Origin of the sequence: Imperialibacter roseus (genome assembly GCF_032999765.1) — a bacterium.
GTDB classification, from domain to species: domain Bacteria; phylum Bacteroidota; class Bacteroidia; order Cytophagales; family Cyclobacteriaceae; genus Imperialibacter; species Imperialibacter roseus.
In genome coordinates, this window is record NZ_CP136051.1 from 4,679,705 (window position 1) to 4,695,251 (window position 15,547).

General features: G+C 48.1%; 14 protein-coding genes. 3 read left to right on the forward strand and 11 right to left on the reverse strand.

Annotated features, from left to right (window positions below; all coding sequences use genetic code 11):
* Positions 1-2: 2 nt before the first annotated feature.
* From RT717_RS19835 to murI, 8 genes are all read right to left on the reverse strand, one after another.
* Positions 3-1,667 (reverse strand): complex I subunit 4 family protein, encoded by a 1,665-nt coding sequence (locus RT717_RS19835; protein ID WP_317488093.1) that lies wholly within the window; start codon positions 1,665-1,667, stop codon positions 3-5.
* A 4-nt stretch (positions 1,668-1,671) separates the two neighbouring features.
* Positions 1,672-3,765, reverse strand: a complete 2,094-nt coding sequence (gene nuoL / locus RT717_RS19840; protein ID WP_317488094.1) for an NADH-quinone oxidoreductase subunit L — start codon at positions 3,763-3,765, stop codon at positions 1,672-1,674.
* Positions 3,766-4,071 (reverse strand): NADH-quinone oxidoreductase subunit NuoK, encoded by a 306-nt coding sequence (gene nuoK / locus RT717_RS19845; RefSeq protein WP_317488095.1) that lies wholly within the window; start codon positions 4,069-4,071, stop codon positions 3,766-3,768.
* Positions 4,064-4,561 carry an NADH-quinone oxidoreductase subunit J family protein gene (locus RT717_RS19850; protein WP_317488096.1) on the reverse strand — a complete coding sequence of 166 codons (498 nt, stop codon included), beginning with the start codon at positions 4,559-4,561 and terminating at the stop codon, positions 4,064-4,066. The genes nuoK and RT717_RS19850 overlap by 8 nt, the downstream gene beginning before the upstream one ends.
* Entirely contained in the window at positions 4,561-5,553 is a 993-nt protein-coding gene (locus RT717_RS19855) for a 4Fe-4S dicluster domain-containing protein (RefSeq protein ID WP_317488097.1), read from the reverse strand. The genes RT717_RS19850 and RT717_RS19855 overlap by 1 nt, the downstream gene beginning before the upstream one ends.
* Positions 5,550-6,632: a complex I subunit 1/NuoH family protein gene (locus tag RT717_RS19860; protein WP_317488098.1), complete on the reverse strand. Its 1,083-nt coding sequence runs from the start codon at positions 6,630-6,632 to the stop codon at positions 5,550-5,552. Before RT717_RS19860 ends, RT717_RS19855 begins: the two co-directional genes overlap by 4 nt.
* A gap of 233 nt (positions 6,633-6,865) precedes the next feature.
* Complete coding sequence (locus tag RT717_RS19865; protein WP_317488099.1) at positions 6,866-6,991, reverse strand: hypothetical protein; 126 nt, start codon at positions 6,989-6,991, stop codon at positions 6,866-6,868.
* A gap of 1,243 nt (positions 6,992-8,234) precedes the next feature.
* Complete coding sequence (gene murI / locus RT717_RS19870) at positions 8,235-9,041, reverse strand: glutamate racemase (protein WP_317488100.1); 807 nt, start codon at positions 9,039-9,041, stop codon at positions 8,235-8,237.
* 280 nt (positions 9,042-9,321) lie between these two features.
* Between murI and RT717_RS19875 the strand changes: the two genes are divergently transcribed.
* On the forward strand, positions 9,322-9,525 hold the full coding sequence (locus tag RT717_RS19875) for a hypothetical protein (RefSeq protein ID WP_317488101.1): 204 nt from the start codon (positions 9,322-9,324) through the stop codon (positions 9,523-9,525).
* Between the two features lie 584 nt (positions 9,526-10,109).
* Here the strand turns inward: RT717_RS19875 and RT717_RS19880 are convergent.
* Complete coding sequence (locus RT717_RS19880) at positions 10,110-11,483, reverse strand: cystathionine beta-synthase (protein ID WP_317488102.1); 1,374 nt, start codon at positions 11,481-11,483, stop codon at positions 10,110-10,112.
* A 135-nt stretch (positions 11,484-11,618) separates the two neighbouring features.
* On the opposite strand from RT717_RS19880, the gene RT717_RS19885 reads away from it, so the two are divergent.
* Positions 11,619-12,029 carry a BT0820 family HAD-type phosphatase gene (locus RT717_RS19885; RefSeq protein ID WP_317488103.1) on the forward strand — a complete coding sequence of 137 codons (411 nt, stop codon included), beginning with the start codon at positions 11,619-11,621 and terminating at the stop codon, positions 12,027-12,029.
* A 2-nt stretch (positions 12,030-12,031) separates the two neighbouring features.
* Positions 12,032-12,211, forward strand: coding sequence for a hypothetical protein (locus RT717_RS19890; RefSeq protein WP_317488104.1), 180 nt, complete (start codon positions 12,032-12,034; stop codon positions 12,209-12,211).
* 1,465 nt (positions 12,212-13,676) lie between these two features.
* Here RT717_RS19890 and RT717_RS19895 read toward each other — a convergent pair.
* Together RT717_RS19895 and RT717_RS19900 are read right to left on the reverse strand one after the other, a co-directional pair.
* On the reverse strand, positions 13,677-14,420 hold the full coding sequence (locus RT717_RS19895; RefSeq protein WP_317488105.1) for a hypothetical protein: 744 nt from the start codon (positions 14,418-14,420) through the stop codon (positions 13,677-13,679).
* 52 nt (positions 14,421-14,472) lie between these two features.
* Positions 14,473-15,534, reverse strand: coding sequence for a hypothetical protein (locus RT717_RS19900; protein ID WP_317488106.1), 1,062 nt, complete (start codon positions 15,532-15,534; stop codon positions 14,473-14,475).
* Between the last annotated feature and the right edge of the window lie 13 nt (positions 15,535-15,547).

Below are 15,547 nucleotides of genomic sequence, written 5' to 3' on the forward strand. Positions count from 1 at the left end.
ATTTAGCTGCCTTCTGAATTAAGTGACTGGATGATGGTATTTCCATTTTCGAAAACCAGCTCTTTCAGCTGATTGATACTTCCGTTCATTAGGTCGAGAAGGAAATGAGGAAAAATACCAAGCAAAAGCACGATGAAAATCAATGGGATGAACATCAGCCACTCCCGGTTGGTCAGCTCGGTCAGCATATCCTTCCAGGCTACCTCCCTAAGCGCTAACCTACCGTAGAACATCCGCTGCAAGGTCCAGAGGTAATAAGCTGCGGAAAGCACCAGACCAAAGGTAGCCAGCACCGCCATCCACTGCGGCACCTGCCCATTGATTGAAGAGGACTGAAAAGCCCCAAGAAAAACCAGCAGCTCGCCAATAAAACCAGAAAGGCCGGGTAGCCCCAAAGAAGCAAAGAAGAAAAAGACCGTAACAGCGGTAAAATAAGGCATCTTTTCTGCCAGGCCGCTGTAGTTCTCTATCATTCTGTCGTGCGTACGGTCGTAGAGCACTCCTGCTATCAGGAAGAGCGCTGCCGAGATAAACCCGTGGCTCACCATCTGAAACACCGCACCAGAGTACCCTTCGGTGGTGCCGGCAGCAATCCCCAGCAGCACAAAGCCCATGTGGGAAACAGATGAGTAGGCGATCAGCTTTTTTAAATCGGACTGCGCCATGGCGTTGAATCCGCCGTAGATAATGGCTACAACCCCCAAGAAGCCAACCCACCACGAGTAGTCGAGCGCAGCTTCGGGAAAAATAGGGTAGGCAATTCTCAACAAACCGTAACCGCCAATTTTCAACAAGATACCGGCCAGCACAACCGACACTGGTGTGGGCGCTTCCACGTGCGCATCGGGCAGCCAGGTATGAAAAGGAACGGCAGGTAACTTGATGATGAAGCCTATAAAAAGGAATAAGAATGCCAGGGATCGAATAGAAACACCTCCCCATTCTTTGAGGTAGGTTGGATCCAAAATGCTTCCTGCAATAAAGTTGGCGGGGTCGCTCATGTGCAGGAGATTGAAAGTCCTGACCAGCCTGCCATCAGCTAATATTTCGGTTGGATCAGACACCGAGATGTAGAGGCCGATCATGGCCACGAGGATTAGCACAGAGCCAACCAGGGTGTATAAAAAGAACTTTATCGATGCATATTCTCTTCTGACACCTCCCCAAATACCAATAAGGAAGTACATGGGCAAGAGCATAAACTCGAAGAATATGTAGAAGAGGAAAAAGTCGAGGGCCACAAAGCAACCAATAATGGAGCTGCTCAACAGCAGGTACAAAGCAAAATAACCTTTCACCTGTTTGGTGATCGACCACGAGCTGATCATGCCGATTACCAAAATAAGTGTAGACATCCACAGCAGCGGGACACTCAATCCGTCAACACCCAGCAGGTAGTCGATAGACAACACCCCCCAACTCCCGAGGTCCATGGTGATCCAGTCCGCCTTTTCCACAAAATGAAAACTTTCAATGGAATAACTTCCGCCGCTTTCCGGAAACTGATAAAACTGAAACAAGAGGATGCTGCTGCCTGCAAGTTGCAGTAACACCGCTGCCAACGATATCCAGCGGATGGCAGTGGCTTGCCTGTCTTTCATCAGCAACACTATCAGCGCTCCTACCACAGGTGTCCATATAATCAGCGATAACAGATAGTTCATCATTGGCTTACTTAATCAATATCCAGGTAACTACCAGTAAGGTAAAAAACAACGACCATGCAATATATTTCTGCACTGCACCGCCCTGGAGGGATCGTGCAATGTTACCAAAAAATTCAGTGATTCGAACCGTAAGCAGTACCAGGCCATCCACCACCTTCTTATCAAACCACCCCACGACTACCGAAACCACGACCGTCAAAACCCCTGTTAAATTGATCACAGGATCAATCACACGCCGATCAGCCCAGGATGACGCTCTCGTTAGTTGGTTGAAAGAATACACAACCGTTTGATCATATAGCTCGTTGAGGTACCAGTTGTTAAAAGACAGCTCACTCCAAAAGCCAGGCTTCGAAGTCTTTTCTTCCAGTTCAGCAATGGCCTGATGCTCATCTTCATCATACATCACATACCCCAGGCCGACACCCGTGAGAGAAACCAATATGGAAATAATAGCTATTGTCTTATGTGGAATCTCGTTGGTCGTCTCCAGATAAAGGCCAGAAATGGTGGATCGGCCGGTGGCTACCAGGTCCATCAGCCAGCTGCCTTGCCCGAAGGGGTTCCAGTTGAACCAAATCCAAAGGCTGCCTCCCACCAAAACCAGCAGAGGAATGGTGATTAGTTTGCCATTTTCTGTCAGGCCGCCCTTATTGCCTAATCCCGGTGTTTTATTGCTCCCGAAAAAAACCAGCATGACCAGCCTGCTCATGTAAAAAGCCGTGAGAAAGGCGCTAAACAAGGCCAGCATTGGCACAACCCACCTCACACCCCCCTCAGCCGACGCCCAGGAAAAAGCTTTTGTGATAATAGCATCTTTTGACAGAAAGCCTGAGAACATGGGAATACCCGAGATAGCCATCGCCAGCAAAAGAAAAACCAGAAAGGTAGTAGGCATATACTTTCTGACACCCCCCATCAGGCGCATATCCTGGGCATCGAAGTGAGCCTGGCTTTCATGCGCAAAACGGTGCATAGCATGGATGATACTGCCAGCTGCGAGAAAAAGGCCCGCTTTGAAGGCTGCGTGGGTAGCCAAATGGAATAAGCCCTCCTCTCTCCCACCAACCCCCAGCGCCAGCACCATGAACCCGAGTTGCGAGATGGTGGAAAAAGCCAGTACCTTCTTGATGTCATATTGGGAAATGGCAGCCACAGCACCCATCACTGCAGTGATGGCCCCAATAAAAGCCACTATGAAAAGAGCGGGTGGTGTAAATAGAAAAAATACCCGGGCAATGAAGTAAATTCCCGCCGCCACCATGGTAGCAGCGTGAATGAGAGCAGACACTGGCGTAGGGCCTTCCATGGCGTCTGGCAACCACACCTGCAAAGGGAACTGCGCTGACTTGCCTACCGCTCCCCCTAAGAGGCAAATGGAAATCACCGTGAACATGAAGGGAGACGAACTGATAAGCTCTCCATTTTTTTCAAAATTAAAAACTTCTCCCTTCCACTGAATCGCATCTACCATCCCCTGCAGCTCACTGATGCTGAGGGTTTTAAAAATAGCATAGATCAAGCAAATACCGATCAGAAAACCCAGATCTCCCACCCGGTTGACAAGAAAAGCCTTAAAGGAAGCCAGGGCCGCCGACTGCTTTTTGTACCAAAACCCGATAAGGAAGTAGGAAGAAGTACCCACCAGCTCCCAAAAACAAAATATCAGCAGTAAACTGTCGGATAGCACTATACCGAGCATAGAAAATGTGAAGAGCCCAAGACAGGCGAAATAGCGGTTTTTCCCCGGGTCATCCTTCATGTACTCCAGCGAGTAAACATGCACGAGTAAAGACACTGTGTTGACAATGACCAGCAAGAGCTGGGTGATGCCTGAAAGCGCAAGAGAAAAAGAGAACTCGGTATCTCCTACCGTCCACCACGAAACGGAGAAAAACGACTCTGGCACACCAAAGTTGACACCGAAAATAATCCATGACAAAAGGGTGCTAACGGCCAGAAGTGAAGTAGAAAACTTCCCTAGACCATCCTTTCTTTTTCGCCACAACACCAGCCCTATTACAAATGACAGCAAAGGCAACAGCCATAAGACGGCAATGGCACTCCAAATCCATATGTTGGTAGGTTGCTGTTCCATCTACTCTTCCACCAGGTTGCTTATTTCGTCAAGATTGGTTGTATGATATGTTCTGTAAAGTTTCAATATGATAGCCAATGCCAATGCCGTTTCGGCAGCGGCGATAGTAATCACCACGAGGGCAAAAAACTGGCCATCGAGCCTTTCAGGGTACAAGGCGTTGAAATAAACAAAGTTGATATTAGCTGCATTGAACACAAGCTCAACGCCTATCAGCACGGCAATCACATTCTGTCGGGTGAGCACCAGCGCCACACCAGCCGAGAAAACGAAGGCGGATAGTAAAAGATAGATAGAATTACCCATGCCCCTCCCCTTTGAACCTGGCTACGGTGGCAGCACCCACCAACGCCACAAGCAGTAATACGCCTACAACTTCGAACAGAATAAAATAGTCGGTGAGGATGGCCATTCCCAGCCGCTGTATGTCATGAGGTACCGCAACTATTTCCGTAGTATGAAACCCTTGCGAAAGGTACACGATGCTAGCGAAAAGTGCGACAGAGAATAGTACTCCCAACACTGTCCGGTTAAGTTGGGTTAGAATGGGTTGACCGGAGACCCTATTGGTAAGCATAATACCAAAAATCAGGAGAATCAACACACTCCCTATATAAATCATCAGCTGTGTAACCGCCACAAAATCGGCCTGCGCCAAAACAAACAACCCCGCTACGCCCAAAAAAGTCAGCACCAAAAGAAAGGCCGCATAAAGCAGGTTTCTTGTGACAAGAATCCCCAGCACGGAGAGCACTACAATTGTAGCAAAAATATAGTGAATAACACCTGTGTCCATCAGTCGTCTTTTTTCGGTTTCATGATGGGCTTGGGCCTGAACACTGGCTTTTTAGTTTCCTCCGGTTTTTTCTCTTCTTCGCCCTCCTGAGGCTCAGGTTTCTTCATCACGGGTTTCATGACAGGCATTTTAGGCTTCATGACCGGCTTCTTGGCTGTATTCGGCGAAGCGTCTCCACTGGTGTCGGCCTTCGGCGTTTCTTCCTTCTCAGCACTCTGTGGTGTTTTGGGCTTCATCACAGGCATCTTCGGTCTGAAAACAGGTTTCTTTGGAGCTTCTGAAGCAGCTTGCGGAACCTCTTCGCTGGCACCAGACTCCTTTTTGGGCATCTGCGGCTTTATCGCAGGCATTTTTGGTCTGAAAACCGGCTTGGCTGAACCGGCTACTCCCGATGTTTCGCCGGTACTGGTCTCTTTTGGCTGTCCTTGCTGTTTGGCCAGCTGCATTTCCTCAAAGGCCTTTTTCTTCTCCAGGATCTCCAGCGGCGTCATTTCAGCAAAAGCAAAATTATGCTCCTTTACTGAAAAGGTACTGAAATCATATTCGCTGGTCATGGTCAGGCACTCAGTGGGGCATACTGTGGTGCAGAGTCCGCAAAAGCAACACTTCGCCATGTCGATATCGAACTTAGCGGCATAAATGCGCTTGGAGGTGCCGTCAGACGTCTTTCCTATTTCCTCCACCGCCCGCACGGGTTCTATGTCTATGCAATTGACGGGACAAATCTTGGCACACTTGTCACACACAATGCAGTCGTCGATCTCATTGTGGAGCTTGTATCTTCCATTGTCGGGCACGGGTAGCTTTTCTTTTGGGTACTGCAAGGTCACCAGCCCTTCGCCCTCCCTGAAGTAATTGTCTTTAGCCACAGAACCTAACGCCCACTTTCCAGTCGATTTTTTCAAGTGCCGAATAGATAGCTGAAGCCCTTCCAGCAAGGTCTGGGTGCTGGTTTTTATATCTGACCAATACGTAGTTTTTTCGTCTCTCATGCGATCATCCATAATCTCCAGATTCCACATAACAAAAGCAAGAGGATGGCCGCCGGAGTGAGGTATTTCCAGCTCAGGTTCATGAGTTGGTCGATACGCAAACGAGGGTAGGTCCACCTGATCCACATATGCATAAACATACCAATGAGGGCTTTCGACAGCAGCCAAAACACTCCCCAAATATAGCTCATAAAGGAGCCGGGAGCCCCTGTTGTCCAATCCGCCAGCTTCACCACGCCCATATTGGGGAGTGGCGTGTTCCATGCCCCAAAGAACAGAATAGCTGCCAGCATACTCACCAGCATCATCATGCCATATTCTGCCAGCATAAAGAAGGCCCACCTGAATCCCGAATATTCTGTATGATAACCAGCGATCAATTCTGACTCTGCTTCAGGTAGGTCAAAAGGTGCCCGGTTGCATTCTGCCAGCGAGGCAATAAAGAAGATGACAAATACCGGTATGAGCAACGGCGCCTGCACAATGTTCCAGGCAAAGACGCCTCCCCATTGGCTCACATCCATGGACTTCACCACGCCAAACAAATAAACCGAATTGGGCGACTGCAGGCCCTGCGACAAGGAGATCTCCTGCAGATCGAGGGACTGTGTGATCATGACAACACACAGGACTGAGAGACCCAGCGGCACTTCATAGGAAATGATTTGGGCGACTGACCGAAGTGCTCCAAATAAAGAAAACTTGCTGTTAGAGCCCCAGCCTGCCATCAAAATGCCAAGAACGTCGAGTGATATGATGGCCAGCAGGTAGAAAACGCCAATTTCGAGGCCTGCTCCATCCCATGCTCCACTGAGTGGTATCACGGCAAACCCGGAAAAAACAGCAGTAAATATGATGACAGGCGCCAGCTTGAACAGATTCCAGTCGGCGGCGGCTGGCACTATATCCTCTTTTTGAATGAGCTTGACGATGTCGGCTGTAGTCTGCAATATGCCAAACTTCCCGGTTTCCATGGGCCCCATTCTGTCCTGAATAAAGGCAGAAATCTTCCTTTCCGCATAAATGCCAAGCACAGCGTTGGTGAGAATGAGCGGTAAAAAGAAGAGAAAAGTGGTCATAGGGTGCTGGTTTCTCCGGTTATGCGAATATAAGAGGAAGAGATGAGTAATCCTTATGAAAGAAAGGTGGGTTGGTTAAATCTCCCGCATGGCTGGTGGTTCAACTGGACAGCCTCGGGGTTTATGCCGGAGACCCCAAGGGGATTCTCTTCAATACAAGCTTATCATAAAAACGTATCCTTTTAGTGTCTCTCGAAGAGGACACTAAAAGGGTTCGTCGACGAAATCCTGTTTTAGAGAGAATATCCATTTGTCAGGTACATGGTGTAGACTTCTGCAGCCTTCTCAGGAATGAGAATAAAAAGTACGTCGCTAACTCCCTCAGGATCCCTGCCGGAGACCCCAAGGGGATTCTTCAATACAAGCTTATCATGAAAACGTATCCTTTTAGTGTCTCTCGAAGAGGACACTGAAAGGGTTCGTCGACGAAATCCTGTTTTAGAGAGAATATCCAACTTAACCCCTAAAGATCCCGAGCAGACACTCCGAGGGGTTAAGGCACCCTTAAGAGTTGTAACAAAATCGCAAAAGGGAGCTTAAATGAATTCTCGGTAGTGCCGTAGGTAAGAATTGCTTTCCCCAAGTTCGTAAAAACCTGCGCTTGAATACTGGTAATGAACCCAGTCATCCGCCAGCCTCCATTTTCCTTTGACAGGATTCTTATGAATATAATTTAACTTAGTTTCAACCATTTCTCTATCGAAACAAAGCTTCCCATCAAACGACGATATGAAAACCGCATGTTTACTGCCTCGCTCGACCTGCCTCCTGGAAAGGCCACTTTCCAACTTTGTCAAGATACCATGGTGAGTTTGCTCCTTCAACTTCCTGATAATTTCATAAGCGATAAACCTTTTCCCATTTGCAACAAACTGATTAATCGTTTTCTCAGAATTCTCATCAACATATATCAATCCATGAAAGTGATTTGGCATGATAACGTATCCTAATAGATAAGCCTTTTGAGTCGTCAAATATTCAAACCACTTATTGAAATATTGATAGCAGGAAGTCTCATCAATCAATGGCAACCACTGAAAACATGTAAAAGTGACGAAATATATCGCATTCTTCTCCGAATGTGTTTGATGAATAGACATTACTTCAAAATAGATACTTTTAAAATAAAATAATATACAATCTGAATAAAAAATAGGGGGTAAAAACCCCTCAGGATCCCTGCCGGAGACCCCAAGGGGATTCTCTTCAATACAAGCTTATCATGAAAACGATATCCTTTTAGGGTCTCTCGAAGAGGACACTAAAAGGGTTGGCCAGCGCTAATGCTCTTTGTCAGATACATGGTGTAGACTTCTGTTAACTTCTTGCTTGAGAATAAAAAGTGCGTCGCTAATAAAAAATAGGGGGTAAAAACCCCTCAGGGTCCCTAGCGGAGACCCCAAGGGGATGGTTATCCGAACAAGCTTATTGAAAACGACACCCTTTTGTTGTCTCTCAAAGAGGACACTGAAAGGGTTGGCCAGCTCTAATGCTCTTTGTCAGATACATGGTGTAGACTTATGTAGCCTCCTCAGGAATGAGAATAAAAAGTGCGTCGCTAACTCCCTCAGGATCCCTGCCGGAGACCCCAAGGGGATTGCGTTACTCCCAAAGATCAAACTTTTCCAAACTAACTGACTCACCGAAAAAAAGCCGGGTGGTGCCCTCAAATGAAGCAGTGTAATCCGACACAAAGAACTGATTTTCATGCGTCCGGCTGGCAGCCTTCAGGTTATGAAGCTCCAAAAAGCCTTTCAACGCCCTGGCTACTGTCACCGAAGAGTCGATTACCTGCACCTTACCATTATAGTAGGCTTCCACCTCCTTTTTGATCAATGGATAGTGCGTGCAACCCAAAATCAGCGCCGATATGTCGGACAGCGTCGACGACGATAGGTACTGCTCGATAATATCGTGACTGATGCGGTTGTGCAGAAAGCCTTCTTCTATCATAGGAACGAGCAGCGGCGTTGCCAGCGCCTTGCACTGATTTTTATTATCCAGGTTTTCAATCTTTTGCTGGTACACGCCACTTTGTACCGTCGCCTTAGTCCCTATCAATCCAATAGCCGCATCAGCATAGGTCTCCCGCACATAGTCCACCACTGGGTCGATGACGTTGAACACCTGGGCTTTTTTACCAGCATACTCTTTTACCAGGTCATAGGCAGCCGCACTGGCCGAGTTGCAGGCAATCAGGATGAGCTTACACCCCCGCTGAATGAGGAAGTCGGCAATGCGAACACTGTAGGCCTGAATGGCAGCCACGGACTTCTCGCCATACGGAAGGTGGGCGGTATCGCCGAAGTAAATGAGCTGCTCATCGGGCAGCAGGTCTTTGACGGCCCTGGCCACGGTGAGGCCTCCTATGCCGCTGTCGAATATGCCTATGGGTGAAGATGAACGCATGGTGCAATTTTGACGCAATATGGGTTTTCTCGGGGTGACTTCATTGAGGGATAGTGAAGAATTTGAGGAAATTGGAAGTCTGAGGGGTTTGCATTGGGAGGATGTCATCACAGACGTAAGGAGAGCCGCAGAGAAAAGTCCCGTAGGGACGGAAAATGGGTAACACCACCGGTGGCACCCCAAGCAGGCCTGCAAGTGCCGAAGGTACGGCATATAAAAACACCAAGGGTATGGAGCCACTAAGACACCAAGGCACAAAGAAGAGAAGAAGACTAAACCCGTGAAGAATTATTTCAAGGTGCGTGAAGACACAGTACCCAAACTCAAAATGCGTAAGAAGAAGCAAGAAGACTTTGTGAGCGACAAAAAAGAAGAGACTATGGCCACCGCAGAGAAAGGGAGGCTACAGAGAAAGAGTCCCGTAGGGACGGAAAGTGGGTCACACCAACGGCGGCAACCCCCAACAACACTAAAAGTACCGTAGGTACGGCATATAAAAACACCAAGGGTGCGGAGCCACTAAGACACCAAGGCACAAAGAAGAGAAGAAGACTAAACCCGTGAAGAAGTATTTCAAGTTGCGTGAAGACACGACACCTGAACTCGAGATAAGTAAGAAGAAGCAAGAAGACTTTGCGAGAGACAAAAAAGAAGAGACTATGGCCACCGCAGAGAAAGGGAGACCACAGAGAAAAGTCCCGTAGGGACGGAACATGGGTAACACCACCGGTGGCACCCCAAGCAGGCCTGCAAGTGCCGTAGGTACGGCATATAAAAACACCAAGGGTACGGAGCCACTAAGACACCAAGGCACGAAGAAGAGAAGAAGACTGAACCCGTGAAGAAGTGTTTCAAGGTGCGTGAAGACACCACACCTTAACCTAAAGGTGTGTGAAGATACAGCACCTTAACCTTTGGGTGTGTGACGGCAACGCACTCTAACGTACAGCCAAAAAAAATCCCGACAGGTGTTGACCCATCGGGATTGCAAGTAAAGAGGTGAGTAATTTAGATTGAAGTGTCAAGGTAAAAAGACTACCGCACACTTCAAAGACAATTATCAGTGGCTTAGCGTGTCAGTGCCATCAAAAGATCATGCTCAGTGATGATGTGCACCTTATTCGTCTCATCTCTCACCAACAGCGCCTTATTGTCCTTGTTGATCAGAGAAGAAAGCACATCGACGGTGTTGTCCATGCCTACAAACTGAAACGACGGATCCATTACCTCACTTACAGGTTTGTCCTTAATGCTCGGATCCTGGATCAGGCTATTGAGCAGCTTGGTCTCGTGTACACTGCCTACAAAATGATCTTTATCCGCCACCGGAAGCTGTGAAATCCCGTCGATATTGAAAACGCCAATCACATCGCCCACTTTCATATTCTTGTTGACTGTTGTGAGTTTGGTATAGCCATTGCGGCGTTTGATGATGTCTCTGGCGGTAGCAAAAGTTCTTTCCTCCAGGAATCCATGGTTGCGCATCCATGCATCGTTATACACCTTACCCAGATAGCGTGTCCCGTGGTCTGGCAGAATGATCACCATGACATCGCCGTCTTTCAGATGCTCTTTTGCATACTCAAGCGCTCCATATGCCGCCGAGCCACACGACCAGCCCACAAAAAGCCCCTCTTCCCTGGCCAGTCGCCGGGTCATGATAGCAGCGTCTTTGTCCGTTACTTTCACAAAATGATCGATGGTTGAGAAATCGACATTCTTGGGCAAGATATCTTCGCCAATGCCTTCCGTGAGGTAGGGATATACTTCGTTGGGGTCAAAAATGCCCGTCTCTTTGTATTTTTTGAACACAGACCCGTAGGTATCGATACCTACCGTGACAATATCTGCCTTTTGCTCTTTCAGGTATTTGCTCGTTCCGCTGATGGTGCCGCCTGTGCCCACACCAGCTGCATAGTGCGTTATTTTACCGGCTGTGTCTTTCCAAATCTCCGGCCCCGTTGACTCGTAATGAGCCTTGTAGTTGGAAAGATTGTCGTACTGATTGGGGTAAAGTGAGTTTGGAATCTCTTTGTTCAGCTTTTTCGCCACGGAATAGTACGACCTTGGATCGTCGGGCTCCACGTTGGTAGGACAAACAACTACTTCTGCCCCTACAGCCCTCAGAATGTCTATTTTTTCCTGCGACTGCTTGTCGGCCATGGTAAAAATGCAACGGTAGCCTTTGGCAATAGCGACGAGAGCAAGGCCCATGCCCGTGTTTCCGCTAGTGCCCTCTATAATGGTGCCCCCTGGCTTGAGCAGGCCTTCCTTCTCCGCATCTTCAATCATTTTCAATGCAATCCTGTCCTTCACAGAGTTACCAGGATTCATGTACTCGACCTTCACCAGAATGGTGCCTTTTATGCCCGCCGACACCTTGTTCAGCTTCACCAAAGGGGTGTTTCCTATGGTCTCAACGATATGATTATAGTAGTTCATCAATTTTGGATTTGTTGAACAAAGTTAGGCAAAACTCATCGGGTTGCGAAAAAGAAATCGGTAACAAATGGTTAAATTGGATAGCGGCACGTGCTGTCTGCTCATTCTTTATATTTGCATACAGAAGCGACAAACATGCGACAAACTTTGACTATCGCCGTGGACTTTGACGGCACCATTGTAGAACATGCTTACCCAAAAATTGGCAAGCCCATCCTGTTTGCTGTAGAGACACTCAAAGCACTGCAAAAACGCAATCACCGGCTAGTGCTTTGGACAATTCGGGAAGGCAGGTATCTGGAAGAAGCGATCGCCTACTGTGAAAAACAAGGCCTCACCTTTTATGCTATCAACGAAACCTTTCCCGGCGAGGGGTTTGAGGAAGGACAAAGTAGAAAAGTGAACGTGGATCTTTTTATCGACGACCGAAATGTTGGCGGACTGCCTCCCTGGGGCGAAATATGGAAAATGATTGAGGGGGATGAGATGGAAATGGCTAAGGAAGCTTCAAAGAAAGGGTTTTTGCAACGGATTTTTGGCGGGTAGTGGTGAACCTACTCCCTCAGGGTCCCTACCGGAAAGTGAACGTGGATCTTTTTATCGACGACCGAAATGTTGGCGGACTGCCTCCCTGGGGCGAAATATGGAAAATGATTGAGGGGGATGAGATGGAAATGGCTAAGGAAGCTTCAAAGAAAGGGTTTTTGCAACGGATTTTTGGCGGGTAGTGGTGAACCTACTCCCTCAGGGTCCCTACCGGAGACCCCAAGGGATGCTCTTATACACAAGCTTATCATGAAACGATATCCTTTTGGTGTCTCTCGAAGAGGACACCAAAAGACCTGCCTAGCGCTAATGTACTTTGTAAGATACAAGGATTGGACTTCTGTGGCCTTCTCAAGCCTGAGAATGAAAAGTAGTGAGACTATCTCCCTCAGGGTCCCTACCGGAGACCCCAAGGGGATTTTTCTCCAAACAACCTTATCCCGAAAACCATATCCTTTTGGTGTCTCTCGAAGAGGACGCCGAAAGGGTTGGATAGCGCTGATGCCCTTTGTGAGATACATGGAGCAGACTTCTGTAGCCTTCTCAAGCATAAGAATGAAAAGTAGTGAGACTATCTCCCTCAGGGTCCCTGCCAGAGACCCCAAGGGGAAGTGATGTAGCTAACTCCCTCAGCATCCCCGCCGGAGACCCCAAGGGGATTTTTCTCCAAACAACCTTATCCCGAAAACCATATCCTTTTGGTGTCTCTCGAAGAGGACGCCGAAAGGGTTGGATAGCGCTGATGCCCTTTGTGAGATACATGGAGCAGACTTCTGTAGCCTTCTCAAGCATAAGAATGAAAAGTAGTGAGACTATCTCCCTCAGGGTCCCTGCCAGAGACCCCAAGGGGAAGTGATGTAGCTAACTCCCTCAGCATCCCCGCCGGAGACCCCAAGGGGATTTTTCTCCAAACAACCTTATCCCGAAAACCATATCCTTTTGGTGTCTCTCGAAGAGGACACCGAAAGGGTTGCCTAGCGCTAATGTACTTTGTAAGATACAAGGATTGGACTTCTGTGGCCTTCTCAAGCCTGAGAATGAAAAGTAGTGAGACTATCTCCCTCAGGGTCCCTACCGGAGACCCCAAGGGATGCTCTTATACACAAGCTTATCATGAAACGATATCCTTTTGGTGTCTCTCGAAGAGGACACCAAAAGACCTGCCTAGCGCTAATGTACTTTGTAAGATACAAGGATTGGACTTCTGTGGCCTTCTCAAGCCTGAGAATGAAAAGTAGTGAGACTATCTCCCTCAGGGTCCCTACCGGAGACCCCAAGGGGATTTTTCTCCAAACAACCTTATCCCGAAAACCATATCCTTTTGGTGTCTCTCGAAGAGGACGCCGAAAGGGTTGGATAGCGCTGATGCCCTTTGTGAGATACATGGAGCAGACTTCTGTAGCCTTCTCAAGCATAAGAATGAAAAGTAGTGAGACTATCTCCCTCAGGGTCCCTGCCAGAGACCCCAAGGGGAAGTGATGTAGCTATCTCCCTCAGGGTCCCTGGCGGAGACCCTAAGGGGAAGTTTTGTGGAGGCTCTCTGATCACAAGAGTGCAAGAGGCACAAATAGGGGCCGTTACTGCACAAAAAAAAGGTCAGCGTTGTGCTGACCCTTCATTCCAGTATTTTTGTGCGACTATCCGGTTTTATCTCCTGCGGCCTACTTTGTAGTTGCCTCTGTATCTTGATGAAGCGCTTCTTCTGTGGCCTCTTGGCTCAAAGCGGAGGTTCACCTTCAACGACACAATCGGGCCTGTGATAGACACAGTTTCCACGGTAAAACTATTTGGATCTTCTGTAACTGTCGAAAAGGCCTGCTTATAGCTCCCTATCGGAAATCTGCCCTCAAGTCCAACATCTATATAGTTGGTTACATTGTAAGATACCCCAACCAGTGGGTAAAACGAATTGGCCCGACCTGTATCAGAGCCCTCTTCGTCAAGGCCTGTATTGGCACTTCTTTTATAGGTTCTTTGGATAAAGTTGATCGAGGCTCCTGCACCCACATATGGGAAAATTTTGTCTTTGGCGAGTGTTTGGAATTCATACAAAAAGTCCAGCGATACCGGCATGATCTTGATCTTCAGGTACTCCTCTCTGGTGAGCCCTCCAAGGTTGATGGGCTCAGATTTGTCGCTGGTAGAGAATTGACCCACAGAAAGTCTGCCAAAATAACTATCATACACCCGGAAACCCACACCTCCACCATAGTACAAACCCCCACCCAGCTTCATATCGAAGCCAGTTAGATAGGAGTCATTGTTCCAATAGCCGAGTGAAGGCTTATAGTATCCTCCTTCCACATTGAGGTAGGTAAGTGAGGCCTGCCCAAAGGCAGCCTGCCCCGCAAAAATAAAAAGCACTAGTAAGGCTGGTATAAATCCACGCATACATTTAAGAGTAAGTGGTTTCAATATCTTCTTATCCATTTCGAATCTAATATCAATCACCTCCAGAGGCTCCGCCCTGGTTGTGGCAAGTGTTCAGGCCATCGTTCAACCGATCCGTGGCGGCTTTGACAGCGGTGTTTCTCAATGCATTTGCCTCATTCGTCATCCTCGTCTTTGCAGCGGCCGCTTTCGCCAGGTTAGCTGCCAACTGGTTGGAAATAGCTGTTAATTCGAGGTTAAGCAGCAATGTACTGTTGTACAAATCGATGGCGTAGATCAACGTATTCAGTATATTCAACAATTCAATCTCAGCTGGAGTAAAGACAGTAGAGCTGGCTATGCTGGCAGCAAAAGCATCGTACTGAGCCCTAAACACCAGGTTTCTTTCTGTGTAGCGGGTGTTTGCCGCTGCAATGCTGATTGTACGCAGGGCAATAGCCGCTTGAATATTTTCCGAATCTTTGTTACTGATCAACACCAACTGGGCATTGTAGGCTGAGTCGATCTCAGCTACAGTCGTATTGTACGCCCGTCGTGCTGCTGCCTCGCAATCAAGCTCTAAGGCATTTACAGCAAATACTTTCGTTTCGATTAACGGGACTGTGACTTCTAAAGTCCGACCCCCATCGTTCAATATCCGCCCGCCAGTGGGCAAGGTCATAGCTGGCACCAGCGGAGCCAGCTGAGGGTAGTCTTTCAGCAGCCCCTGAATAGAAGCGATCAACGATATCAGGTTACTGTTGGGATCGCCAACTCCGTTTTTTACCTGTGTGGGGAGCGAATTGACATTCAAGCCTTTCACGGCATTCTTTTGAGAGGTTGACAGCGCCTGGGTCAAGGACGTAAGCTGGTCTCGCACCGCCGCCAATGCTGCAGGGTTGGTGTTAACATTGGCCAGATTGCTACCGAAGGCTGTTTGGCCATCTGTATTCATGCTCCCCGGTGTGATATCATCGGGCGTTACATCTTCCAATGCCACGTCACCCACATCAATTCCTCCAGAAGGAAATTCATAATCAAAATTAGGGACGGGTCCTACGATCTGCTGCTCGCAGTCCGAAAAAATGAGCAGCATTGCCACCAGTACCGAGCCTTTTAAAAGTATTCGTTTCATTGACTTTGAATTT